Below are 24,141 nucleotides of genomic sequence, written 5' to 3' on the forward strand. Positions count from 1 at the left end.
GCGCCTTCGTCCTGTCCCAGGAACTACCCTTCCCCGCCGCGCCGATCATCCTCGGCATCGTCGTGGTCGTGGCAGGCGCAGCCGCGATCTGCGCGTTCGGGTTCAGGGAACGCTGCCCTCTCCGGTCCCCGCAACCGGCCGCCGTCAGCGTGGCCTGACACCGGCCCGGCCCGACGCCGGAAGACGATCCACCCCGGCCGTGCGGTCGGGGTCGTTGGCCGAGGCGCCGCGGCGGTAGGTCCTGCGGTCGCAGCTGTTGGCCGTGCCGGCGCGGCGGTCGGCCGACGCGCCGGTTGCCCTCCCACCGACGAGCCCGTCGGCGAAGCGCTTCTCGTACTCGGCCCAGGTGGCCGGCCATCGCGCCCCGGGGACGTTGAGCGTCGTCCCCGGGGGTCGCGCCATCTCGATGATGCGGTCCAGCTCGGCCTCGGTGAGCGGGGCCCCCCTCGCAGCGCCCGGAAGCATGCAAGGATAGGGTCACCTAACTAACCCAGGTCGAAGGAGAATGACGTGACTCGCCCCCAGACCCGCCCGCCGCTCACCCTCACGGTGCTGCGCACGGAGCCGGTGACCCCGCACCTCGTACGGGTCGTCCTCGGCGGGGACGGCTTCGACTCGTTCGCCGCTCGCGCGGAGACGGACAGCTACGTCAAGCTCGAACTGCCCCACGCCGGGGAGACGGTCGTGCGCACGTACACCGTCCGACGGGTCGACGCGGACGCGCGCGAGATCTGGATCGACTTCGTCATCCACGGTGACGAGGGTGTCGCCGGTCCGTGGGCCCGGTCCGTCGCACCCGGCGCCCTGGTCGCGGTGCGCGGCCCCGGCGGCGCGTACCGGCCGGACCCGGAGGCGGATTTCCACCTGCTGGTCGGTGACGAGACCGCGGTGCCGGCGATCGCGGCGGCGCTGGAGTCGCTACCGGAGGACGCCACGGGCGCGGTGTTCCTCGAGGTGTCCGACGACGACGACGAGATCCCGATCACCGCGCCGGCGGGCGTGGAGATCACCTGGGTGCACCGCGGAACCTCCTCGGCGGACGCCGGCCCCGGAGTGATCGACGGCGAGGCGCCGCTGATCGACGCGGTCCGGGGCATGCCGTGGCCGGGCGGGGACGTGCAAGCGTTCGTCCACGGCGAGGCCGAGACGGTGATGAAGCACCTGCGCCCCTATCTGCGCACCGATCGCGGCATCCCCGCCGCGCGGGCGTCGATCTCGGGATACTGGCGGCGTGGGCGCTCGGAGGAGGGCTTCCGCACCTGGAAGCGGCAGCTGGCGGAATCGGAGGAGGCGCCGCAGCAGCCCGTGAGGTGAGTCCGGGCTCACCATGCCCGGGCGACCCGGTAACCTCATGTGCCAGCACCGTTCGCATCCGGCCCCTCGCGTGAACACCGTGAGGCCCAGAAGGCACAGACAAGGGCATGGCATATGGCATTCTCACGCGCGAAGCTCATCACCGGACTGGTCGCCACCTCGGTACTCGTCCTCGCAGGTTGCTCGAGCGGTGGTGAGGACGACGCCGCCGGTGGTGGCGGCGAGTCCTACCGCATCGGCATCAACCAGCTCGTCCAGCACCCGGCCCTCGACTCCGCCACGGCCGGCTTCAAGGAGGCCTTCTCCGAGGCCGGCGTCGAGGTCGAGTTCGACGAGCAGAACGCCAACGGCGAGCAGGGCACCGCACTGACCATCGCCCAGCAGTTCGCCTCCGACGACCTGGACCTGGCCCTGGCCGTGGCCACCCCGGCCGCCCAGGCGATGGCGCAGAACATCACCGACGTGCCGCTGCTGTTCACCGCGGTGACCGACCCGGTCTCGGCGGAGCTGGTGGACTCGATGGAGGAGCCGGGCGCCAACGTCACGGGCACCTCGGACGCCGCCCCGATCGAGAAGCAGCTCGAGCTGCTCAAGGAGATCGTCCCGGACGCCGAGCGCATCGGCATCGTCTACGCCTCCGGCGAGGTCAACTCGCAGGTCCAGGTGGATCAGGCCCGTGAGGCCGCGGGCCCGTTGGGCCTGGAGATCGAGACCCAGACCGTCACCACGGTCAACGAGATCCAGCAGGCCGTCGAGGCCCTCGGTGACGTCGACGCGATCTACGTCCCCACGGACAACATGGTCGTCTCGGGCATCGCCTCGCTGGTCCAGGTCGCCGAGGGCAAGCAGATCCCGGTGATCGCCGCGGAGTCGGGCACGGTCGAGGGCGGCGCCGTCGCCACCCTCGGCATCGACTACACCGAGCTGGGCCGCCAGACCGGCGAGATGGCCCTGCGCATCCTGCGCGACGGTGAGGACCCGGCCACCATGCCCGTGGAGACCGCCACCGAGTTCACCTACGTGGTCAACGAGGACGCCGCCGAGCGTCAGGGCGTGACGATCCCCGAGGACATCCTCGCCGAGGCTGAGAAGAAGTGATCGGGACCGTCGAGGTAGGCCTCATCTACGGGGTCATGGCGCTGGGGGTCTACCTGACCTTCCGCGTGCTCAACTTCCCCGACCTCACCGTCGACGGCAGTTTCACCACGGGCGCCGCGACGGCGGCCATGGGCATTCTCGCCGGCTGGAACCCGGTGCTCGCGACCCTCGCGGGTTTCGGCACCGGGTTCCTCGCCGGCACGGTCACGGGATTGCTGCACACCAAGGGCAAGATCGACGGCCTCCTCGCCGGTATCCTCACCATGATCGCGCTGTGGTCCGTCAACCTGCGGATCATGGACGGCGCGAACATCCCGCTGCTGCGCAGCGACACCGTGTTCACGCCCCTGAAGGACGCCGGCCTGCTGGGCGAGTGGCCCGGGGTGGCCATCCTCGCGGTCGTGGTCCTGCTGCTCGGGTTGGTCGTCCTGTGGTTCCTCACCACCGACCTCGGCCTGTCCATCCGTGCCACGGGCGACAACGGCCCCATGATCTCCTCGTTCGGCGTCTCGACCGACTTCACCAAGACCCTCACGTTGGCCCTGTCGAACGGGTTCGTGGGCATGTGCGGCGCGCTCATCGCCCAGTACCGCGGTTTCGCCGACATCTCGATGGGCATCGGCCTCATCCTCGTCGGCCTGGCCTCGGTGATCATCGGGCAGGCCATCCTCGGCCAGCGCAAGCTGCTGCTCGCGGTGCTCGCCGTGATCCTGGGCGCCCTGCTCTACCAGCTCATCATCTTCGCCGCCCTCCGCGTCGGCCTGGATCCCAACGACATGAAGGCCGTCACGGCCATCCTCGTCGTGGTCGCGCTGCTGCTGCCCCGCTGGAAGGGCGCGGGCGGACGCTTCGGACGCAAACCCACCACCCCGGTCGTCGCCAACGAACGTGCGGCGGCGGGAACCGGGACCGCCGTCGCCGCCGGACCCGAGTCCGCCGGCGCCGCCGCGACCGGCACCAAGGAGGCGTGACGATGCTGACCGTCACCGGAGTGTCCAAGACGTTCTTCCCCGGCACCGTCAACGAACGCCGGGCGCTGCACGACCTCAGTCTCACGCTCGCCGAGGGCGACTTCGTCACGGTGATCGGTTCCAACGGCGCCGGCAAGTCGACACTGCTCAACGCCGTCTCCGGGCGGTTGCTCGCCGACAGCGGGAACATCGAGATCGACGGCACCAACGTCAACCGCCTGCCGCAGCACCGGCGCGCCAAGTACGTCGGCCGCGTCTTCCAGGACCCGCTCGCCGGGACCGCGCCCAACCTCACCATCGAGGAGAACCTGTCGCTCGCGTTGCTGCGCGGCCGCCGGCGGGGGCTCGGCCCGGGTCTGAGCAAGAAGCGCCGTGGCCGGTTCGCCGAGCAGCTCTCCATGCTGGAGCTCGGTCTCGAGGACCGGCTCACCGCCAAGGTCGGCCTGCTCTCGGGCGGCCAGCGGCAGGCGCTGTCCCTGCTCATGGCCGGGTTCACCCAGCCGCGCATCATGCTGCTCGACGAGCACACGGCGGCTCTCGACCCGCAGCGTGCGGAGCTGGTCACCACGATCACCGAGCGCATCGTCCGCGAGGGCGGTCTGACCACCCTCATGGTCACGCACAACATGGAGCAGGCCATCCGCCTGGGAAACCGGCTCATCATGATGCACGAGGGCCGGATCGTCTACGAGGCCGACGCCGCGACCAAGTCCGCGCTCACCGTGCAGGACCTGCTGCGCGAGTTCACCAACATCAAGGGCGCGACCCTGTCAGACCAGGCCTTCCTCGGCTGACCCGCCGAGCGCGCCCCGCGCCGGCGGCGACCCGACCAGGCCCCGCTGGCCGCCACCCCGACCGGGCCCCGCCGCCGACCGCCCGTCGAGCAGAGGAATTCGCACACCCGCTTCTCGGGCGATATGCGCGAGATCCTCTTCTCGGCGCGCGTGGTGCTGTGGGCAGGGGTGCGACTCAGCGGTCGACGGCCGCAGCCGCCTCCCAGCCGTCGCCCTGTCGGCGCACCAACCCCATCTGCTCGAACTTCTCGAACCAGCCGGGGGCCGGCCAGTCACCCCAACGCTCGGCGTAGTGGGCGCCGTTGCGCAACAGGTCGGCGAGGTGGTCGACCGGCGGATCGGCGACCGGGTGCCACCGGTGGTAGGCATGGGCGCCGGCCACGAGCAGCACCGGCACGCGGCGGTACAGCACCCTGCGCCCGAAGTCGGTGTCCTCTGCGCCGTAACCGGTGAAGGCCTCGTCGAACCCGCCGAAGTCCGCGCGTAGGCGCGCCCACAGCGCCGGGCGCAGAGCGAACGACAGGGACCAGAACATCCCGAACTCGTCCGGCTCCAGCGCGCGGGTGCCCCGGGCGGGGAACGGGCGTGCCGGGTGCGGGTCGGTGAAGGCCGGCAACTCGGCGGGGTCGGGGGCGCCGGCGGACTCGGGCAGGTAGGTGACCGGGCCCAGGCCCACGGCGCCGTCGGGCAGTTCGGAGTAGTACCACCCCAGGTCGGGGCCCGGCATGCAGTCGACATCGAGGAAGACGATCAGCTTCGCGCCCAGCTCGGCCGCTCTGTCTCCGCCGAGGTTGCGGCTCCGGGCGACGGGCAGGTCGGGGCCGGCCTCCAGCTCCACGACCTCGACGCCGTCAGCGGCGAGTTCCTCGGCCAGGTCGGCACTGCCCGGCCGCTCGGGCAGTACCACGACGTGCCGGGCGCCGGGCAGGTGCTGGGCCATCGCCCGACGTTGTGAGCGGAGGTGCTCGGCGCGACCGGGCGTGCAGACCGTCACCACCGCGATCGACGCTGCGGCGGTCACAGCGTGGCCTCCGCCGCGTGACGGGCCCCCTGGCCCGCACCGTGGCCTGCCGCGTGACGGGCCCCGTGGCCCACCCCGTGGCCCACCCCGTGGCCTTCCGGCTCGTGACCCGCGGCGACCGCGGTGAGCACGCCGGCCAGGCGGGCGGCCGCGCCGTCGACCTCCCACGCCTCCCGCAGGCCCGACCCGGCACCCGGGGTCGAGCGGGCGCGCTCGAGCGTGCGCCGGATCGAGTCGACCAGCTGCTCGACCGGGTCGTCGCGGCCCACGACCTCCGCCAGCCCCAGCGTCCGGAGGGTGCCGGCGGTGGCGTCCTGCTCGCCGAAGGGGCGTTCCTCTGGAGTCACGACGACGTGGGCGTCGGCGGCGGCGAGGTCGGCTATCGAGCTCTGCCCGGCGGCGGTGATCACCACGTCGGCCCGGCACAACTCGTCCCACGGGTCGGCCACCCAGCGCCCGCCCGGCCCGCCGAGCGAGATCCACTCGACGTCGCCGAGTAGCCCGGGAACGGTGTCCCAGCGGGCGTCGTTGCCGGCACCACCGGAGCCCCGCAGATGCAGGACCCTCGGTCGGCCACCGCCCCGGGCGCCCGGGTCGGGAGCGCGGTCGGCGAAGCGCGAGACCCCGCCGACGGGCACCAGCGGGCGGTCCGCCCCGGCGGGGACCGGCGCTCCGGCGGCGCGCGGCCACCCGGCGACCAGGGCCGAACACACCCCGTGCGCGAGGACGTGCGGGGCGTCGTCGCGGCGCCCCGGCAGGACGGTGGTGACCACGGGAGTCCCGGTCAACCGCGCGGCCAGGGTCACCTCGACGGAGATGTCGCTCCAGAACACGTCCGGCGCGGTCCGGTCGATCCACCCGGCGATCATCGCCATGCGCTGACGGAGTCCGGTCTGCCCCAGCGGCACCCAGTGCAGCCTGCCTCCGGCGGTCGGGTCCGCCACCGGCCCGGCCTCGCCGTAGTCCAGTGGGAGCGGGAGGACCCGGATCCGCCCGGGGTCGGGATTGGCGTCGTCGCGGATGCGGGCGGAGGTGAGGACGGTGACCTCGTCGTCCAGGTCGGCGGCGACCGAGAGCGCCCGCTGCACGTGGCCGTTGCCCTGGTGGTGGGCGTAGATCCCGATCACGACGCGGCGCCCACCAGCAGCCCGCGCAGGCGGGCCTCGAGCTGGTCGATGCGAGCGTCGTGGGAGAACGCGGCGGCGGCGGCGCGGGCGGTCGCGGCGCGGTTCAGCGTCAACGCGGCGGGGATGCCGGCCGCGAGGGCGGACGAGGGGTCGCGACCCGGTTCGACCAGCACCACGCCGGGTTGGCCGCTGAGGATCTCCCGGATGCCGCCACGCGCCAGGGCCACGACCGGGGTACCGCAGGCCAGCGCCTCGACGGCGGTGAGCCCGAACGGTTCCTCCCAGCACGGGGTCACCAGTGCGACCGCGGCCGAGGCGACGAGCGGGACGAGCGCGTCCCGACCGAGCGGACCGTGGTAGCGCACGCTGTCGCCGGCGTCGCGCAACCGGGGCGCGAGCACCCTCTCCATGTACCGGTCGTCGCCGACCCGGCCGGCCAGGTCGAGCCGGAGCCCGGTGCGCCGGGCCGCCTCGACCGCCAGGTGCGGGCCCTTCTCCGGAACGATCCGGCCGGTCCACACGGCGCGGGGACGGTCGGTGGGCCGGAGGCCGACCCGGGAGGTGCGCCCGGCGACCGGTCGGGCCGCAGCGGCGGTACCGGCGGCGGCGGTACCGGCGGCGGGCCGGAAGGCGGAACGGGCGGCGGAACGGGCGGCAGTCCGCCCGGCGGCGGCTGCCCGGGGGCGCCAGATCTGCAGGTCGACCCCGTTGGGCAGCACCTCGGCACCGTGGGGCACCCGCCAGGACCCCAGGACGGAGTGACTCACGGCGAGCACCCTGCCGGTCGCCGACCCCAGCCGGTCGAACGCCTCCTGCATGGGCGCCAGCTGCGGGCAGTGCAGGGTCGTGATCATGGGCGTGGCCATCTCGGCCGCGCGGACGAGCGGGACGTGCGACAGGCTGTGGTTGAGCACCACGTCGAACCCGGACACCGCCACGTGGTCCATGAGTCGCTCGAACTCCGCAGCGTCGGCCTCGTACCCGCCGGGCGGGTAGTAGCTGTCGCCGCGTCCGGTGGCGGCGGCCAGGGTGGTGAACTCGTGGCGCCGGTCGTGACCCTCACTGCCGGCGGCGGCGTAGAGCGTGACGCGGTGTCCCCGTGCACGCAGGGCCCGCACCTCCTTGGCCACCACGACCTCGAGCCCACCGGCGTACGGCTCCCGGATGGGGAACCGCGACGGGCCGATCACCGCGATGTCGAGTAGATCTTCGTTGCGGGCGTCCACGGGCCCCCTCTCGTCTCGTCGCCCCCGGCGGGTGCGGAGGATGTCGGAACCTCTGATAGTGGCCCCCCGGGGGGCCCTCCGCCACCGCTGGCCACCCCCGGCGCTCACCAGCCGCCGAGCACCCTCTCGAGCCGCACCCCCGCGCCGTCGTCGTCGATGCCCCGGACGCCGGCGTGCGACGCCGTGACCGCGGTCGGCTCGGGTGGCTGGTCGCCCCAGTGGAGTTCGCGTGCGAGCGCCCGCGAGCTGCGGACCTCCGCGAGGCTGTAGCCCTCGTCGTCGTCCAGGGTCACGCTCCCCACGGGTGGGCACAGCGCGCGCAGGCGCCGCGGGTCGAGCGCCCCCAGCGCGCAGGGACGGAGGATGTCGACGAGGACCGGGGGACGACGACGAGGGCCCGCGCCCGGCGTCCCGGGCCGCCACCACCGACCGCGCGCCCCGAGGGTCACCCGGGGGTCGTGGGCGAAGAGCCGGGCGATCACGGCGGCGTCGGGTGTGGCGGGGTCGACGGTCACGGCCACGTCGCCCCAGGCGAGCAGGGAAATGCAGGTCGCGGCCGCGGAGCCCGTCCCGGCGAACTCGGGGCTGCCGGCGTGGACGTGGACCGCGACCGACGGCAGGGCGAAGATCCCGGCGGCCGGCCGAGTGAGCGGTGAGGCGATGAGGCCGGCCAGGAGGGCGGACTCGGCGTTCTTCTGGGCGAGTTTCCGGGCGAGCCGGTCCGACTCGTCGCGGTGACCGTCCGCCTGACCGCCGTCGGTGTGGTCGGCGTCGGCGCGGCCGGCCCAGTCGGGGCCGTCGTGCCAGGCCACCGCGTCGGGTAGGTAACGCAGGCGCCCGCCGGCCTGTTCGCACCGCCACGCCAGATCCCAGTCCTCGCCGCCGTAGCCGACGATGTCCGGGTCGAACCCGCCGGCGAGGTCGTAGAGGCGGCGGTGCAGGCCGCACGCTGCGGACAACACGCCCCGCCACAGGTCCTCGCCGCGGGTGAGGTCCGTCGTCTCCGCGTAGAACGCCGCAGGCCAGGCGGGGTCGGGGAGGATCTCGTCCGGTTCGAAAGTCGGCTCGGCCCCGGTCCGGGTGACGGCGAACCGGCCGTACCGCCGGCGGCCCACTGCGAGCAGGTCCGGGTGGCCGTCCAGCGCAGCGCACATCGTCGCCACGAAGTCGGGCCCCGGGACGGTGTCGCCGTCGAGGAACAGCAGGAGGTCGCCCTCGCCCGCGCAGGCGCCGAGGTGGCGCGCTGCCGAGGCACGGAAGCCGCGATCGTCCTGGCGCACGACAGTGACCTCGGGCGGGACCACCGGCGCGGTGCGAGAGCCGTCGTCGGCGACGATGACGCGCACGGCCCGTCGGGGGTCGCTCTGGTGGCGCAGCGCCGTGAGGATCCGGTCGAGCATCGGCTGGTCCTCGTAGAACGGGATCACCACGTCGACACTGTTCGGTGCGTCAGTGCTCGCGGAGTCTGTCATGCGAGCCATCCCTCCCACGCCCGGCGGTACGCCCGGCCGAGGTCGGCCATCCCCGACGGCGCCGCCTCGCGACGGGTGGGGGACGGGTCGTCGAGGAGTCGGCGCAGGTCGCCGGCGAGATCCGCCCCGTCGGTGATCAGCAGGGAGCCGGGATGCCGGCGTTCCATCTCGCGGGTGTAGTCCGAGTCGTAGACCAGGGGGCGTCGCCCGGCCGCGGCCCAGGTGTTGAGCGACCCCGACGCCGACACGTTCCGGAACAGGGCGACGGGCACGGTGACCTCGCCGAGGACGCGGGCGAGGTCGTCGTCGTCGATCCGACCCGTCACCTCCGCGCCGCCACCGGCGGCCCGGACGATCTCCAGCGCGGCGTGGACGTAGTCGTCGTGCCCCTCGGCGGGCGTCCCCAACAGGCGTAGTGACACGGCCTCGTCGCCGGCGTCGGCGAGCGCGGCGACGGCGTCGGCCACCACGTCGACGGCCTTGCCCGGGTGCAGGAATCCGAACACGCCCACCGACCGGGCGTCGGGGGTCAGGTCGGCGGGCGGCGCCAGGTCGGGGACGGGCAGCGGGATGACGGCGTCGACAGCGATGTCGGCCGCCGCGCAGAGGTGGCGCTCGTGCTCGGAGCTCGCCACGACGAGCCCCGCCGCCCCCGCGATGCGCTGGTAGGCCCGCGTGCGCCGCCGACACCGCTCGGCGCCCTCCGCAGGCTGGGGGACGTCATGCAGGGTGACCGCGATGCGGCGGCGGCGCGCCAGATCCTCCACGGTCGTCGCGGCCTCGTCAGCGGTGGCGCCGAAGAGGGAATCGGTGACGTGCAGGTGGACCGGCACGCCGGGTCGGGCGTCGAGTACCTCGCGTACCCCGGCGACGTCCGCGACCTCGAGCACCTCCGTCCCGGCCGCGCGGGCGCACTCCACCGCGAACCGGGTCACCCCGTGTTCGGGCGGCCCCAGGGCGAGTGTGAGCGGGGCGATCGTCAGCGGCGCGTGCTGCTCGCCGGCCCCCGCACCGCTCACCTCAGCCCCAGCATCTCGATGCGGGCGGCGTGCCGACGCAGGCCTTCCTCCACCACTCCGGGCGTGGCCGCGTACCAGTCGAGGTGGGCGTCGATGATCCCGCGGCTGGGCACCGGGACGCCGTCGACCAGCCACTCGCCCGAGCGGGCGCCCCCGGCGACATCACCGGCCTCCACGCCGAGCGCCCGTGCGACGGTCGACTCCACCGGCGCGCGCGTGCCGCCGAGGGGCTCGCGGTCGCCGATGCGGGGCGGGTCGGTGAGCAGGCCCGCGGGCAGGCGCTCGATGATGCGGTCGAACACCGTGGCCAGCGTGTGCCGGTCGGGGTGGTTGATGGTGTGCCAGCACGGGACCCCCTCGAGGAGGTCCGAGGCGACCAGCGTGCCGTGGGCCTGCTCGCGCACGCGCAGCGCCTCCACCGACTCGGCGGCCGCGGCCCGCGCCTGCTCCGGGGTCGGAGCGGCGTCGAGAACGCTCCGGTCACCGGTCGCGGCGGCGACGATCGCCCGCAGGTCGTGGTACGGCGCGATCGGCGGGACCAGGGAGCGGTCGTGGGGTGGGCGGACCAGCACCTGGTATGGATGCAGTCCGGCGTACCGCAGGACGGGGGTCAGCACGACCGTGGCCGAGGCCGGCAAGCGCGCGGCGAGCTGGCGGTGTCCGAGCGGGAGGTCGCGGTAGTCGTCGCGAACGGGTTGGACGATCAGCACGTCCGTGCGGGCGAGGTCCGCCTCCAGGCCGGGCAGGTCGTCGGCCGTCATCTCGTACACCGGCCGCACGTCCACCACCCGGACCTCCGCGGAGGCCCGGAGCAGGTCGCGGTAGACGTCCGCCTGGCAGTTGCCGATCACCATGACGGTCGGGAGGTCGGGGGTGCTCACCGGGCCGAGCGTATGCAGGGGCCCAGGTGGCGGCAACCGGCGGGCGTGGCACGGTGGCGGGGTGAACACTGGCTCCTCCCCGGTCCCGCCGCCGCTGTCGTCGGCGTCTTCGCGCCCGTCAACGCCGCCGTCGCCGTGGCCGCCCACGCTGCAGCCGCCCACGCCGCCGATCCGGGTGCGCTCCGTGCCGGCCGGGCACGACTTCGTCCGCCACGCCATCTCGCCCGCGGCCGACGTCACGGTGCTCGCGGACCCCGTGCTGGACCCGGCCGAGCCCGCCCGCTGGTGGCCGCACCCGGCGCTCGAAGCCGCCGACCGTCCCGAGGTCCTCGACGGGGCCGACCTCGTGCATGTGCACTTCGGCTACGAGCATCGCTCCCCCGGGCAGATCGGGGAGTTCGTGGCGGCGTTGCGGTCGCGGGGCCTGCCGCTGGTGGTCACCGTGCACGACCTGACCAACCCGCACGAGCCCGACCCCGCCGCCCATCTCGAGCGCACCGGCCACCTCGTGCGGGGCGCCGCCGCGGTGATCACGCTGACCCGCGGCGCTGCCGAGGAGATCCGCGAACGGTGGGGCGCTCGCGCGCAGGTCCTCCCGCATCCCCGGCTCATGGCCGCGGAGGTCACCGAGCCGTACCGGCTCGCGCGGCTCGATCGCTCCGGCGGCGGGCGCACGGTCGGTGTGGTGCTGGGCTCGCTGCGCGCGGGAGTCGCCGGCGAGGAACTCCTGGCCCCGCTGGTCACCGCGCTGCCCGAGGGTGCCCACCTGACGGTGATGGTCCGCGCGGACGCCCTGGCCGCCGCGCGCGATCCGGAGCATCCCCGCCACGCGGCCGCGACCGAGCTCGACCGGCTCGCCGCCCATCCGGACGTCGAGGTCCGTGCCCACGACCACCTCGCCGACGACGACCTGTGCGCGGCCCTGGCCGGAATCGACGCGCTCGTCCTGCCCCACCGCCACGGCACCCACTCCGGCTGGCTGGAGCTGTGCCGCGACCTGGGGCTGCCGCCGGTCATCCCGCGGATCGGGTACCTGGCCGAGCAATGGGACCCCGGCGCGCTCGGGCCCGGCGCGGTCGGATCGGGCACGGTCGTTTCGGGCACGGTCGGATCGGGGGCGGTCGGATCCGGCCCGGCCGTCTACGACCCGGCCCACCCCACCGCCGACGACCTGCGCCGCTCGCTGGTGGCTGCCCTCGACGGCCCGCCGGTCCCGCCGCGGGCTCCTGCGTCCGAGGACGCCGCGGTCGCCGCCGCCCACGCCCGGATCTACCGGACCGCACTGGCCCGGGCCGGGGCGCGCGACCACGACTGATCCCGCCTGATCCCCTCCATTTCCGGTGGGTGGTCACATCTGTTCACGTTTTCCCAGGTGAGTGCGCCGACATACCGACATTTGCGACCACTCGACGACTCTGGCGGGCGGGCGGACCCGGTCGGCGCGTCAGGCCTCCCGGCGGCGGACCATCTCGTTTATCCACTCCGGCGCGTACGGCGACGTGCAGTTCGGCGGCGTCGGGTAGTCACGCAGCACACCCAGGCGCTCGCCGATCTCCAGCGCGCGCGCCCGCAGATCCGGATGCTGGATCCCGATCTGGGCCAGGCACGTGTTCATCTCCCACTGCAGCCGCTCGTGGGCTCCGGCCATCTCGGCCTCGATCACGTCCAGCAGCGCGGGCAGGTCCAGCCCCTCGGGCTTCTTGACCACCCGGTCGGCGGTGAGCGCCCAGCCGGCGGAGGCGACCACAGGGTCGGCGTCGCCCACCCACGCCACGCGCAGGTCCTCGGCGTGCGGGCCCTTCATCACGACGTAGCCGACCAGCCAGTCGTGGACCTTCCGGGTGCGGGCTTCGCGCAGCATCGTGTCCAGTTCGGTGGCGGAGAACTCCTTGGGCCGGCAGATGAGCAGCGCGAGCAGCCGCGCGGCCGAGTCGCCCGTGTCCCACAGCTCCAGGGCCAGCGGATGGTTCTTCTTCACCCGCTTGGCCACCGCGCGGAGCGTGGTGAGGTTGACCGCGTGATCGTCACCGTTCCGCTCGTTGACCTCCCGGATCCGCGCGTCCTCGAGCTCCGCGAGCTCGGCCATCACCTCGTCGCGGGTCGGCGTTGTCGTCGTCGTCATCGTCGTCTCCTCGTCCGTCCCTGGCGGCGGCACCGTGCGCGCCTCGCGCCGCCTCCCCGTCCGCACCTCGTCGGCGCCCCGCCCGCACCTATACTCGCCGCGTGCGCCTGTGGAGCATCGATCCCGTCCTGCTCGACCGCGCCGCGCTGGTCGCCGGGTGGCGCGAGGGGCTCCTGGCCCAGAAGGTACTCCGCGGGCTGACCAAGGGCTATCGCAGTCATCCGCAACTCGAGCGTTTCCGCACGCTCCCCGACCCGGTCGCGGGGGTCGCCACCTGGCTGCACGGGCTCGCCGACGCCGCCGATGCGCGCGGCTACCGCTTCGACCGCACGCGCGTCGTCCTGCCGCCCGGGGTCGAACGCCTGCCGCTCACCGACGGGCAGCTCGCGCTGGAGTGGGCACACCTGCGGGCCAAGGTGGCCGAGCGCGACCCCGCGTGGCTGGACCGACTCGTCTCACCGCGCCCGCACCCGATGTTCGACCTCGTCCCGGGGCCGGTGGCCGCCTGGGAACGCGCACCCCTACCGGAGGCCTGACATGCCGAGACCGTTCGCTCACGTGCCCCTGCCCGTGCGCCTCGCCCCCGCCGCGGTCTCCACGGCGCTGGCGTTGTGGCCGATCCGCCGACCGTTCGTCGCCGCGACCGCCGGGTGGGTGTGGAGCCTGCCCGCGCAGGAACTCCCGCTGCACGTCGGAGCGCTGGTCGGGGCTGCGACCGCGCCCGCGCTGGCCGGCCGGTCCGGCCGGGGCGCGCGTCCCCCCGATCGCGTGGGGGTCGGCATCGCCGCGCTGACCTGGGCGGGTCTGGGTGTGGTGGTGTCGCGGCACGTCGCCGCGGCCGCCGTCCTCGACCGCGCGCTGGGCGAGGGTCTGGGCGAGGGGCTGGGCGACGGGGAGACGACGACGAGCCCGTCGGCCCTCCACCGCACGCCGTGGCCGAGGGTCCTGTTCCGCCCGTGGCCGCTGCCGCCGCGCGGGGTGCGGGCCCGCCGGGGCATGGTCTACGGACCGGACCCGAAGGCCAACCGCTTCGATCTCTACACCCGTACCGGATCGTCTGGGGCCGGTGGTGGCAGCGGCAGTGGCGGCAACAGCGACAGTGGCGCCGGCGACGTCCGCGGTGTGCTCGTCCACATCCACGGTGGGCACTTCCGGGCGGGCGGCCCGAGCCGGGAGTCGCGGGAGATGCTGTTCGACCACGCCGCGCGCGGGTGGGCGGCGATCAGCACCACCTACCACCTCTCGCCGACCCCGGAATCGGGATTCCCGCAGCACCTGGTCGACGTCAAGCGGCTCCTGCGGTGGATCCGCACCGAGGGCCCGGCGCACGGGATCAGGGCCGACGCGCCGATCGTGGTGGCGGGCAGCTCGGCCGGGGCACACCTCGCGATGATGACCGCCCTGACCGGGGACGATCCCCGGTTCCAGCCGGGATTCGAGGACGCCGACACCACGGTCGCCGGCGCGATCGGGTTGTACGGCTACTACGGTCGGCTGGGCCTCGAGACCCGGGACGTCTCCGACCCCGTGCGCCACGCGGCCTCCGGCGCCCCGCCGGTGGCGATCATCCACGGCACCCACGACACCTACACGCCGGTGAAGGGGTCACGCCGACTCGTACGGCACCTGCGCGCCGGGTCGCCGAACCCCGTCGTCTACGCCGAGCTCCCCGGCGCCCAACACGGGTTCGACGCGGTGCGTTCGCGGCGCTACTTGGCGGTCGTCGACGCGGTCTCGAGATTCACCGACCGACTCGCCTGATGTCGGCAGCAAGCACGCCTTGGCGGGCGTAGTGTCGCCCTCAGCCGACGGAACCCCATCACCGAGGAGCCCCGATGCCACTGTCCGGCGAGTACGAACCCAGCCCGAGCGAGTGGGTGCGGACGCAGGTCGAGACGTACGAGCAGACCGACGGCGAGGAGGGCGGTGACCTCGCGGGCATCCCCGTGGTGATTGTGACCACCGTCGGCCGGAAGTCCGGCAAGCTGCGCAAGACCCCGCTGATGCGCGTCGAGCACGAGGGGTCGTACGCGGCCGTCGCCTCGCAGGGCGGCGCTCCCACCCACCCGGTCTGGTACTGGAACATGAAGGCCGATCCCCACGTGGAGGTCCGCGACAGGGACCGGGTCGGCGACTACACGGCCCGCGAGCTCAGCGGCGCCGAGCGCGACCGGTGGTGGGAGCGGTCCGTCGCCGTGTACCCCGATTATCGCGACTACCAGCAGAACACCGACCGGACCATCCCGGTGTTCGTCCTGGAGCCGCGCGATTAGGCTCAGCGCGGGGAATTCCAGAGCGGAACACTCCGCGATACACCAGGAGGGCGCCGGATGAGCCGAATCGCTCTCGTCCTCGGATGCGGGGGCACGATCGGCGGGGCCTGGATGATCGCCGCCCTCCACGCGCTCACCGAGCAGACGGGATTCGACCCCCGGGAGGCGGACGTCCTTCTGGGGACCTCGGCGGGCGCCGAGCTGGTGACCATGCTCGCCGGCGGCATCGGGGTCGACGAACTGGTCGATATGCAGCGCGGGCAGGCCTGCGACATGCGGCTGCGCGAACACATCGCCTCGACCCCGCCCGGGCGGCCGCCGCTGCCCCGGCTCCCACTGCTCAACCCCGGTCTGCTCCGCACACGGTCCGGGCTGGGCGCCCTCACCGGTATCGCCCCCACCGGTCGCGGCGACGCCAGCTGGTTGCAGCGACTGGCCGAGGGCTTCGAGGTCGGCGCCTGGCTCCCCCACACCGGTGCCCGGATCGTCGCCTACGACGTCCTCGCCGGGGAGCGCGTCCTGTTCGGCGCCCCGGGCTCGCCGATGGCCACCGTCGGCGAGGCGTTGCGCGCCTCCTGGGCGACCCCCGGGTGGATGCCACCGGTGCCCGTCGGTGACCGGATCTTCGTCGACGGCGGCATGGGTTCCACCGCGTCCGTGGACCTGATCGGGCCGGAGGACGCCGACCTCGTGTTCGTCCTCGCCCCGATGGCCTCGGCGCCCGGCGTCCGCGTCCCCGGCCGGGGCGGCGGGATCGAGTACCGGCTGATCCGCCGCCCGATGTCCACCCAGCTGCACGACGAGGTCGCGAGCGTCCGCGCCCGGGGTACGACCGTCGTCCCGATCCTGCCCACCGTCGTCGACCTCGCCGGCCTGGGCGCCCACTTCATGAACGCCTCCCGACGGGAGGCGGCGTTCGAGTCGTCCATGGTGACCGCGCCGGAGACCGTCCGCGACGCGCTGGCGGACAACGCGGTCGACGTGTGAGTCCGGGTCGATCGCGCGAGTGGCGCCAGCCGCGCGTGGTGATCGTCGGGGCCGGGGTCGCCGGCATCACCGCCCTGCACGTCTTCCGCGAGCGGGGCTTCACCGACGTCACCGTGCTGGAGAAGGGCTCCGACGTCGGCGGGGTCTGGTACTGGAACCGCTACCCGGGCCTGACGTGCGACGTGCCCTCCCAGCTCTACCAGTTCCGGTTCGCGCCGAAACCCGACTGGTCGCACGTGTGGGCCGACGGTCCCCAGATCCAGCGCTACCACCGCCGGGTCGTCGACGACCTCGGCCTGGCCGGGCACATCCGGACCGACACCGAGGTGGCCGCCGCCCGCTGGGACGAGGGCACCGCGACGTGGGAGCTGACCCTCGCCGCCCGGGGCAGGGGCGTGGGCGGCGGTGGCGGTGGTGGCGACAGCGCCGACGGGCGCGGTCACGACGACGACGGCGACGGCGACGAGACCATCATCGCGGACATCGTCGTGTTCGCGACAGGGGTCCTGCACCACCCGGCGATCCCCGACATCCCCGGACTGGCGGACTTCCGCGGGGAGGTCGTCCACACCGCGCGCTGGCCCGACGGGCTCGACACGACCGGTCGCCGCGTCGCCGTCCTCGGGACCGGCTCGACCGGCGTCCAGGTGGTGTCCGCCCTCGTCGGTGAAGCGGGATCGGTCACGCACTACGCCCGCACGCCCCAGTGGATCCTGTGGGCCCCGATGCGGATGCGCCAGCTCGTCGTCGTCGGCTCGGTACTGCGGCGGTTCCCCACCGCCCACCGCGCGCTGTACGCCGCGCTGCAGTGGGGGTCCGGCGTCCTCGCCGACATCACCACCAGACCGTCGTGGCGGCGGCGCGCGGTCCAGGCCTACGCGCGGCTCTCCCTCCGGGCGCAGGTCCGGGACCCCGACCTCCGCGCCCGGCTCACGCCCGACGACGAGCCGCTGTGCAAGCGGCAGGTGGTCTCGGGGACGTACTACCGCGCCATCCAGCGCAGCGACGCCGAACTCGTCACCGACGCGATCGCGCAGGTCACCCCGGACGGGATCCGCACCGCGGACGGCACCGAGCGTCCCGCCGACGTGATCGCGCTGGCGACCGGCTTCCGCGCACACGACTACATGCGCCCCATGGAGGTCGTCGGACGCGACGGCCGCACCCTCGAGCGCGAGTGGGCCGACGGCCCGCGCGCCTACCGGATGACCGCCATCCCGGGCTTCCCGAACGCGTTCACCGTGCTGGGCCCCAACTCCCCCACCGGCTCGATCTCACTGCAGCACACCGCCGAACTCACCGCCCGGTACATCGCCCACTGGCTCGAACTCCTCCGCGACGGCGCGATCCGGTCGGTGGAGGTGACCGAGGAGGCGACCGCCGAGTTCAACGATGACGTCGCCGGGGCGATGGGGCCGACGGTCTGGAACACCGGCTGCCACTCCTGGTACTTCCACGACGGCGGCACGATCGACCTGTTCCCCTTCGACCGGGCGCGACTGGCCGAGCTCATGAGGGAACCGGACCACTCGCACTTCCGGGTGGGCTGAGTGCCCGGTGCCGCTGGGTGCGCCGGGCTGGCGCGCCCGGGCTAGCTAGCGGGCCGCCCGCCGGTTGACCGGCCGGGTCCCGTCGCCCAGGTCCGGTCGGGGGAGGCGCCGGCCCGGGTCGGCCAGACCGACGACGTGGCCGTCCGCCGACAACCGCGTCATCGCCTCGAGCAGCATCCGGCGCGCGCTGGCGTTGACCGAGGACACGCGGCTGAGGTCCAGGGTCACCTCGCTCGGCCCCTCGGGGATCTCGGCGAGGCGTCGCAGGACCTGTTCGGCGCTGGCGAACGTCATGGGGCCCTGCAGCCGGAAGGTGCGGCGCCCGGAGATCTCGTCGAACCGCACCGAGCGGACGGCCTCCACGTCCGTGACGGTGGTGTTCATCAGGTGCAACTCGAGGTCGTGGGACAGCCGCTCGAAGGTGCGCACACCCTCCACGCTGTGGCCGTGCTCGTCGAGTCGTGGGGAGAACACCCCGAGCCCGACCTGCCCGGGCAGGGCACCGAAGATCCCGCCCGACACCCCGCTCTTGGCGGGGATCCCCACGGTGGACATCCAGTCCCCGGCGGCGTCGTACATGCCGCAGGTGGCCATCACGGCGAGCACCTGCCGGGCGACCGGCGCCGACACCACGCGTTCCTTGGTGACCGGGTTGATGCCGCCCGTCGCCAGCGTCACCGCCATCACCGCCAGGTCGCGCACGGTCACCCGGTAGGCGCACTGCCGGGTGTAGCCGCGCACCACCTCATCCGGGTGGTTCGCGATGATCCCGCCCGCGCGCACAAGGTTGGCCATGGCCCGGTTGCGGAACGCCGTGCGCAGCTCGGAGTCGAGCACGGCGTCGTCCACTCCGAGCTCGCGGCCCGCGAAGGCGGACAACCCCTGCCGCACCGCCTCGTCGCGGTCGTCCTGGGTCGCGTCGGGCTCGCTCACCAGCGTGTGCGTGGTGATGGCCCCGATGTTGATCATCGGGTTGCGCGGCCGGCCCGTCTCGCGGTCCAGTGAGATCTGGTTGAACGCGTCCCCGGACGGCTCCACCTCGACCTTCTCCAGGACCGCCTCGATTCCCCGGTCCCGCAGCGCGAGCGCGTAGACGAACGGCTTGCTCATCGACTGGATGGTGAACTCGGCGTCCGCGTCGCCGGCGGTGTAGACGATGCCGTCCATCGTGCAGGCGGCCACCGCGAACCGATCGGGGTCCACGGCCGCGAGTTCGGGGATGTAGTCGGCGAGCCGGCCGGCGTCACCGTTCGAGCAGGCGTCGCGGATCTCGAGCAGATAGTCAGGTACCGGCGTCTTCACGCCACCAGCGTGTCATGCCGGAGGGCCCGGGGCGGCGTGTGCACCGCCCCGGCCCCTCCGGCACCGCGAACCGGTCGCGGTCACGATCGTCGTCAGCGCTCGTGGTCAGTAGCCGTGGTCAGTGGTCGTGATGGTCGTCCGCCTTGGTCGGGTGGACGGTCCCGTGCTCGTGCTCCGGCGGACCGTACAGCGAGTACACCTTGAGGTCGTCCTCACCGATGTTGGTGACGTTGTGCCAGCTCCCGGCGGGCACGAGGATGACCCAGTCGTCGGAGACCTCGCGCACGAAGTCGAGCTGATCCTTCGCGGGGCCCATCTCGACCCGACCCTTCCCGGCCTCGACGCGCAGGAACTGGTCGTGGTCGTCGTGGACCTCGAGACCGATGTCGTCCCCGGGCTTGATGCTCATGACGGTGAGCTGCATGTGCGATCCCGTCCACAGCGTGGTGCGGTAGTTGTCGTTGGCGAGGGTGGCGTCCTCGATGTCGACGACGAACGGGTTCGGACCCTGATCGGTGGGGCTCATCGATGCTCCTGCTTCTTCGTAAACGGGTGTACGCGGTGGCCGGCGGCCAGCGTTCCGTCTCGAGTTTCGACGACTCCCGGGACGCTCGCAAGCAAGGGCATCCTCCCGAGGCGCGGCCCGGGCGACATGTCCCCATCCCGTCACGGGGCCACAACGATCAGGCCACGAGGGTTCACGTACCCCCTGCGCAGGGCGAGAACGTCGCCCTCGTCGATGGGAACGGCACCCGCATCAACGTCGTCCAGACCGACGTGGACGCCACCAACGGCGTCATCCACGTCCTCGACGGAGTCCTGATGCCGCCCGCCTGACCGGCCGGTGACACTCGCTGCGCCCCGACCCGGTCCTTCCCCGACCGGCCGGGGCGCGGCTCGTGTCAGGCGGACGTGCAAGCTGGACGTGTCAGCTGCGCGCGCCAGCCGGTCGGGTCAGCGGGGCGTGTCGTACCTCTTGAGGTCACTGGTGGCCGGGCCCTCGATGAGCTCGCCACACGCCGAGAAGCGGGACCCGTGCCAGGGGCAGTCCCACGACCGCTCCACGTCGTTCCACGTCAGCGCGGCTCCCATGTGGGGGCACAGCAGGCCGACGCGGCAGGTCTCGCCGTCGTCGCCCGTCGCCTCCCCGATCGGTCGGATACTCGGCCGTGGCTTGCGCACGATCGCCTGCGCCGCGGTCGCCGCGAGCTGGACGGGCACGTCCGCGAACAGTGGGACGGCGTTCTTCGCGATGCCCGTGATGCTGGGCTTGCCGAACGACACCCGCGGGTCCACGCCCTCGAGCCGATCGACCATGATCCCGGCCGCCGCCGGCGCGCCCGTGAGGCCCCACTTGCTGTAGCCGCCCGCGAAGTGCACGCGCCCCTTACCCCATGGCAGGGGCCCGGACTTGGGCAGCATCGTCACCGGGTGGAAGTCCTGCGCGGACCAGCCGTGGGTCATCGTCGCGCCGGGGAAGTACTTCTCCGCGTACTCCCGCAGCGAGTCGATCTTGGACGCGGTCCCCGTGGCGGTGCCGGTGCGGTGCCCGTTGCCGCCGACGAACAGCACCTCACCGCCGGGCGAGGGCACCGTCCGCAGCGAGCGGACCGGGCTCTCGACCGAGCCGTACATCCCCTCCGGCAGGCCTCCGGAGTACTCGAACGCGCAGAGGTAGGACCGCTCGGGTTCCATCGTCGCCACGGTCGGGCCGCGGTCCAGGGCCGGGGACGCGGTCGCCAGCACGACGTCGCGGGCGGTCATCGTGCCCGGATGCGCGGTGACCTTGACGAACGCGTCCTCCCCGGTCCCCTGCGCTGTGAGTCCGGTGACACGGGCGTGCTCCACGATCCGCACGCCGAGGGCCGTGGCCGCGCGGGCCAGCGCCGCGAGCGCCTCCACCGGGTCGATCTGCATCTGATCCGGCAGCTCCACGGCGGACCGGGCCGGGAACGGCACGTCCACGCGGTCGTACCAGCGGGCGGGCAGACCCAGGTCGACGAGGGTCTTCATCTCCTTGCGCAGGGTCGACGTGCCCATCCGCCCCTTGGAGAACGTCACCGCACGCCGACGCTGGGAGTCGACGCCGTGGGCCTCGCAGAACTCGGCCCACCAGTCGAGTCCGTACCGGTTGGCGTCGGCGTACGCGCGCGCCGTCTCCAACCCGTGCTTGGAGCGGATGCTCGACAGCCGGGTGCCCTGCAGGACCGAGACCTTGGCAGTGGTCGCACCGCTGGCCCCCGCACCCACCGTGTGCGCCTCCAGGACCACGACCGACTTGCCGCGCGCGGCGGCCATCAATGCCGTGATCAGCCCGGTGAACCCGGCACCCGCGATCACCAGGTCGACGTGCTCGCCGCCCGGGAACTCGGCCGCCGGGGGATTGATCGTCGTGCGTCGCCAGAATGAAGTGCCCATCGTGCGTCTCCTGGAGGGTGCTCGCCGGGGATGTCGCTGGCGCTCACTGTAAGACCGGTCACGTCGCCTCGCATCCGCTCCTCCGGCCGCCGGTCTCCCCACCGGCGGCCGGCCGGGCTACTTCGCCGTGAACCCGGCGTCCACCGGCAGGGCGACGCCGGTGATGTGACGACCCGACTCCTCCACCAGGTAGAGCACGGCCCGCGAGATGTCGATGGGCTCGAGCATCGGCACGGGCAGGGCGTTGCCCATCGTGTGGCCCTCGGGGTTGTTCGCGAACCACCTGGCCATCTCGTCGTGCGCCACCATCGCCGTCAGGACGCCGGCCGGGTGGATCGTGTTGATGCGGATGTTGTGCGGCGCGAGCCAGATCATGAAGCTGCGCATGAGCCCCACCACCCCGTGCTTGCTGGCGGTGTACCCCGTGGCCGCGCCTGACCCGTCGCCTCCCCGCCCGGACAAGCCGTTGGTCGACGAGATGAGGACGATCGACCCGCCCTCGCCGCGCTCGATCATCAGCGGGGCGATCGCGTGGACCGTGTTCCACACCCCCACGAGGTTCACCATGATGGTGTCCAGGAACGCCTGCTGGGCATCCGGCTCCTCGCCTCGCTGGGAGTTGATCCCCGCGTTGGCCACCACGATGTCCGGGACGCCGAACCGCTCCCGGCAGGCGTCGACCGCCGCCGCGACGTCCGCCGGCTCGCGCACGTCGCCCGTCACCGCGACGATCTCCCCGCCGACCGCCTCGACCTCGGCGACCGTCTGCTGCAGGTCGTCGGCGGTTGCCAGCCCGTAGGGGACGGTATCGATGTCCTTGCAGATGTCGAGCGCGAGGATCCGCGCCCCCCGCCGGGCGAGCTCCACGGCGTGACTGCGCCCCTGCCCCCTCGCCGCGCCGGTGATGAAGGCGACCCTGCCCGCCAGTGACTGTTCCTGACCCATGTGTGAACCGCTTTCCGATGCGATGAGTTGACTACCGTCAGGATTCAAGCACCGTCGGGGTCCGAGTGGTCGGCGTTCCTCCCGATCCGAGCCGCTCCAGCACCCGTCGGAGCTCCACCGCGAAGTCGGCCGCGTCGCGCGAGGAGAGCCGCGCGTAGCTCAGCACCAGGCCGGACACCGCGTGCTGCGCGGACTGCCCGCTGAGCGACCGCGTGCGCCACCCGGCCCGCTCGAGCTCGCGCACCACCTCGTCGTCGTCATATCCGGGTAGCACCACGCACAGGTGCAGGCCCGCCTCCACGCCCGTGACCTCGAGGTCCGGGCGTTCCCGGCGCAGCGCCGCCACCAGCCGGGAACGGCGGTCGCTGTACACGCGGGCCGCCCGCGCCAGGTGCCGGTCCATCGCGCCCGAGGTGATGAACGCGGCCAGCGCCTCGGCGGGCAGCGTCGACGGGCCCCGCCGGTGCACCGCGAGCCAGCGCTCGACGTCGCGGCGCATCGCCGTCGGCGGCAGGCACCACGCCACGCGCAAGTCCGGGGCCACGGATTTGGAGGAGGTGCCCACGTAGGCGACGTGATCGGTGGCGGCGGGGAGGCTGACCAGCGCGGGCAGGGGGGCGACGCCGTAGCGGAATTCGCCGTCGTAGTCGTCCTCGATCACCAGCGACCCGGTCCGACGCGCCCACTCCACGAGCGCGACCCGGCGGTCCACACTCATGCGGTGCCCCAGCGGGAACTGGTGCGCGGGCGTGGTGAAGACGATCGCCGGCTCCGACCCCAGCCGCGCCGCGTCGAGGCCGCCGGGCTCCGCCGGATGAAACCGCACCTCCAGGCCCTGCTCGCGGGCCATGAGCACCGCGCCGCGGTACCCGGGGTCCTCCGTGTGGAACCGCACGGCTCCGCCCCCGGCCGGTCCCTGCTGCCCGGCGGCGAACGCCGCGCACAGGGCCGCGATCGCCGACCGCGAGCTGTCGAACAGCACCGGGTCGCCCGCGGCGATCCCCCGATGACGGCGGAGGTGATCGGCCACCGCCACGCGCAACGCCGGGCTCGGCTCCTCCCACGGGTTCAGGCCCGCCAGACCCTGCGCCGCGGCGGCGCGCACCGCCGACCGCCAGGCACGATCGTCGATGAGGGAGGCATCGGGGATCCCGGGACGGAGATCGCGCGGCGACCGGCCGCGGCGCGGTGCGGGCGGAGCCGGCGCCGGGGGCGCGGGCGCGGGTGACGCAGTGGTCGCCGCCGGAACCTCCGGTGACGAGGTGCGGGTGCCCTGCCGCATGAGTGGCGACGACGACGAGGTTCGGCTGATTCCGCGCGTCCGCGCCCCGGCCCGTGCAGCCTGACCGGCTCCGGCGGCGACCCGGGTGCCCGACCCCTGGGTGGAGACGACGAAGCCGGCCGCCGACAGTTCATCGAACGCGCGGACCACGGTCCCGCGGGAGAGTCCGGTCTGCTCGGCGAGCGCGCGTGTGGAGGGCAACCGGTCGCCGTCGGCCACGGATCCGCCGGCGACCAGGTCGATGATCGCGTCCGCCAGCTCCGCAGCCCCCGACACCCGCCCCACCACCAGGGATCCGGGGCGTGCGGTACGGGCCATGGGGTGAGCGTAGGCCACGAC

At 73.5% G+C, this 24,141-nt stretch carries 24 protein-coding genes; 11 read left to right on the forward strand and 13 right to left on the reverse strand.

Features of this window, described 5'->3' with window-relative positions:
- Positions 1 to 144: 144 nt before the first annotated feature.
- The gene (locus AYO52_RS02905) at positions 145 to 465 is read right to left on the reverse strand and encodes an oxygenase MpaB family protein (RefSeq protein ID WP_067712949.1); all 321 of its coding nucleotides are present in this window, start codon (positions 463 to 465) and stop codon (positions 145 to 147) included.
- A 45-nt stretch (positions 466 to 510) separates the two neighbouring features.
- Here AYO52_RS02905 and AYO52_RS02910 point away from each other — a divergent pair, with 45 nt between their 5' ends.
- The 4 genes from AYO52_RS02910 (at position 511) to AYO52_RS02925 (ending at position 4,177) form a co-directional block, all read left to right on the forward strand.
- On the forward strand, positions 511 to 1,314 hold the full coding sequence (locus AYO52_RS02910) for a siderophore-interacting protein (RefSeq protein WP_067712951.1): 804 nt from the start codon (positions 511 to 513) through the stop codon (positions 1,312 to 1,314).
- Positions 1,315 to 1,428: 114 nt separating this feature from the next.
- Complete coding sequence (locus tag AYO52_RS02915; protein WP_067712954.1) at positions 1,429 to 2,412, forward strand: ABC transporter substrate-binding protein; 984 nt, start codon at positions 1,429 to 1,431, stop codon at positions 2,410 to 2,412.
- Complete coding sequence (locus AYO52_RS02920) at positions 2,409 to 3,383, forward strand: ABC transporter permease (protein WP_067712958.1); 975 nt, start codon at positions 2,409 to 2,411, stop codon at positions 3,381 to 3,383. The genes AYO52_RS02915 and AYO52_RS02920 overlap by 4 nt, the downstream gene beginning before the upstream one ends.
- Positions 3,384 to 3,385: 2 nt before the next feature.
- Positions 3,386 to 4,177, forward strand: coding sequence for an ABC transporter ATP-binding protein (locus tag AYO52_RS02925; RefSeq protein WP_067712961.1), 792 nt, complete (start codon positions 3,386 to 3,388; stop codon positions 4,175 to 4,177).
- A gap of 175 nt (positions 4,178 to 4,352) precedes the next feature.
- Here AYO52_RS02925 and AYO52_RS02930 read toward each other — a convergent pair whose 3' ends face one another.
- From AYO52_RS02930 to AYO52_RS02955, 6 genes are all read right to left on the reverse strand, one after another.
- Positions 4,353 to 5,198 carry a glycosyltransferase family 2 protein gene (locus tag AYO52_RS02930; RefSeq protein ID WP_067712963.1) on the reverse strand — a complete coding sequence of 282 codons (846 nt, stop codon included), beginning with the start codon at positions 5,196 to 5,198 and terminating at the stop codon, positions 4,353 to 4,355.
- The gene (locus AYO52_RS02935; protein WP_156523503.1) at positions 5,195 to 6,325 is read right to left on the reverse strand and encodes a glycosyltransferase; all 1,131 of its coding nucleotides are present in this window, start codon (positions 6,323 to 6,325) and stop codon (positions 5,195 to 5,197) included. Before AYO52_RS02935 ends, AYO52_RS02930 begins: the two co-directional genes overlap by 4 nt.
- Positions 6,322 to 7,551, reverse strand: a complete 1,230-nt coding sequence (locus tag AYO52_RS02940; RefSeq protein WP_067712965.1) for a glycosyltransferase — start codon at positions 7,549 to 7,551, stop codon at positions 6,322 to 6,324. The genes AYO52_RS02935 and AYO52_RS02940 overlap by 4 nt, the downstream gene beginning before the upstream one ends.
- Positions 7,552 to 7,655: 104 nt before the next feature.
- Positions 7,656 to 9,023: a glycosyltransferase family 2 protein gene (locus tag AYO52_RS02945; protein WP_253701814.1), complete on the reverse strand. Its 1,368-nt coding sequence runs from the start codon at positions 9,021 to 9,023 to the stop codon at positions 7,656 to 7,658.
- Entirely contained in the window at positions 9,020 to 10,042 is a 1,023-nt protein-coding gene (locus tag AYO52_RS02950) for a hypothetical protein (RefSeq protein ID WP_253701816.1), read from the reverse strand. Before AYO52_RS02950 ends, AYO52_RS02945 begins: the two co-directional genes overlap by 4 nt.
- On the reverse strand, positions 10,039 to 10,923 hold the full coding sequence (locus tag AYO52_RS02955) for a WcbI family polysaccharide biosynthesis putative acetyltransferase (protein ID WP_067712972.1): 885 nt from the start codon (positions 10,921 to 10,923) through the stop codon (positions 10,039 to 10,041). The genes AYO52_RS02950 and AYO52_RS02955 overlap by 4 nt, the downstream gene beginning before the upstream one ends.
- Before the next feature lie 61 nt (positions 10,924 to 10,984).
- Between AYO52_RS02955 and AYO52_RS02960 the strand changes: the two genes are divergently transcribed.
- Positions 10,985 to 12,238 (forward strand): glycosyltransferase, encoded by a 1,254-nt coding sequence (locus AYO52_RS02960; protein ID WP_253701818.1) that lies wholly within the window; start codon positions 10,985 to 10,987, stop codon positions 12,236 to 12,238.
- A 129-nt stretch (positions 12,239 to 12,367) separates the two neighbouring features.
- On the opposite strand, the gene AYO52_RS02965 is transcribed toward AYO52_RS02960, so the two are convergent.
- Positions 12,368 to 13,045 (reverse strand): DNA alkylation repair protein, encoded by a 678-nt coding sequence (locus AYO52_RS02965; RefSeq protein WP_067712975.1) that lies wholly within the window; start codon positions 13,043 to 13,045, stop codon positions 12,368 to 12,370.
- Between the two features lie 101 nt (positions 13,046 to 13,146).
- Between AYO52_RS02965 and AYO52_RS02970 the strand changes: the two genes are divergently transcribed.
- From AYO52_RS02970 to AYO52_RS02990, 5 genes are all read left to right on the forward strand, one after another.
- Positions 13,147 to 13,581 (forward strand): pyrimidine dimer DNA glycosylase/endonuclease V, encoded by a 435-nt coding sequence (locus tag AYO52_RS02970; RefSeq protein WP_067712978.1) that lies wholly within the window; start codon positions 13,147 to 13,149, stop codon positions 13,579 to 13,581.
- Position 13,582: 1 nt separating this feature from the next.
- Positions 13,583 to 14,806 carry an alpha/beta hydrolase gene (locus AYO52_RS02975; protein ID WP_067712981.1) on the forward strand — a complete coding sequence of 408 codons (1,224 nt, stop codon included), beginning with the start codon at positions 13,583 to 13,585 and terminating at the stop codon, positions 14,804 to 14,806.
- A 74-nt stretch (positions 14,807 to 14,880) separates the two neighbouring features.
- On the forward strand, positions 14,881 to 15,318 hold the full coding sequence (locus AYO52_RS02980; protein ID WP_067712984.1) for a nitroreductase family deazaflavin-dependent oxidoreductase: 438 nt from the start codon (positions 14,881 to 14,883) through the stop codon (positions 15,316 to 15,318).
- A 57-nt stretch (positions 15,319 to 15,375) separates the two neighbouring features.
- On the forward strand, positions 15,376 to 16,305 hold the full coding sequence (locus tag AYO52_RS02985) for a patatin-like phospholipase family protein (protein ID WP_067712987.1): 930 nt from the start codon (positions 15,376 to 15,378) through the stop codon (positions 16,303 to 16,305).
- Positions 16,302 to 17,855 (forward strand): NAD(P)/FAD-dependent oxidoreductase, encoded by a 1,554-nt coding sequence (locus tag AYO52_RS02990; RefSeq protein ID WP_067712990.1) that lies wholly within the window; start codon positions 16,302 to 16,304, stop codon positions 17,853 to 17,855. Before AYO52_RS02985 ends, AYO52_RS02990 begins: the two co-directional genes overlap by 4 nt.
- Before the next feature lie 45 nt (positions 17,856 to 17,900).
- On the opposite strand, the gene AYO52_RS02995 is transcribed toward AYO52_RS02990, so the two are convergent.
- Together AYO52_RS02995 and AYO52_RS03000 are read right to left on the reverse strand one after the other, a co-directional pair.
- Positions 17,901 to 19,157 carry a glutaminase gene (locus AYO52_RS02995; protein ID WP_067712993.1) on the reverse strand — a complete coding sequence of 419 codons (1,257 nt, stop codon included), beginning with the start codon at positions 19,155 to 19,157 and terminating at the stop codon, positions 17,901 to 17,903.
- A gap of 118 nt (positions 19,158 to 19,275) precedes the next feature.
- Positions 19,276 to 19,683 carry a cupin domain-containing protein gene (locus AYO52_RS03000; protein WP_067712996.1) on the reverse strand — a complete coding sequence of 136 codons (408 nt, stop codon included), beginning with the start codon at positions 19,681 to 19,683 and terminating at the stop codon, positions 19,276 to 19,278.
- A 2-nt stretch (positions 19,684 to 19,685) separates the two neighbouring features.
- Here AYO52_RS03000 and AYO52_RS03005 point away from each other — a divergent pair, with 2 nt between their 5' ends.
- Positions 19,686 to 19,994 carry a fasciclin domain-containing protein gene (locus AYO52_RS03005; protein ID WP_067712999.1) on the forward strand — a complete coding sequence of 103 codons (309 nt, stop codon included), beginning with the start codon at positions 19,686 to 19,688 and terminating at the stop codon, positions 19,992 to 19,994.
- A gap of 117 nt (positions 19,995 to 20,111) precedes the next feature.
- On the opposite strand, the gene AYO52_RS03010 is transcribed toward AYO52_RS03005, so the two are convergent.
- The 3 genes from AYO52_RS03010 to AYO52_RS03020 all read right to left on the reverse strand — a co-directional run bounded on the left by AYO52_RS03010 (position 20,112) and on the right by AYO52_RS03020 (position 24,120).
- Positions 20,112 to 21,575 (reverse strand): FAD-dependent oxidoreductase, encoded by a 1,464-nt coding sequence (locus AYO52_RS03010; protein ID WP_082923727.1) that lies wholly within the window; start codon positions 21,573 to 21,575, stop codon positions 20,112 to 20,114.
- 117 nt (positions 21,576 to 21,692) lie between these two features.
- The gene (locus tag AYO52_RS03015) at positions 21,693 to 22,520 is read right to left on the reverse strand and encodes a mycofactocin-coupled SDR family oxidoreductase (RefSeq protein ID WP_067713001.1); all 828 of its coding nucleotides are present in this window, start codon (positions 22,518 to 22,520) and stop codon (positions 21,693 to 21,695) included.
- Positions 22,521 to 22,557: 37 nt separating this feature from the next.
- Positions 22,558 to 24,120 carry a PLP-dependent aminotransferase family protein gene (locus tag AYO52_RS03020; protein WP_067713004.1) on the reverse strand — a complete coding sequence of 521 codons (1,563 nt, stop codon included), beginning with the start codon at positions 24,118 to 24,120 and terminating at the stop codon, positions 22,558 to 22,560.
- Positions 24,121 to 24,141: the final 21 nt, after the last annotated feature.

The sequence above is a fragment of the Dietzia sp. 111N12-1 genome (assembly GCF_001658045.1).
GTDB classification, from domain to species: Bacteria; Actinomycetota; Actinomycetes; order Mycobacteriales; family Mycobacteriaceae; genus Dietzia; species Dietzia kunjamensis.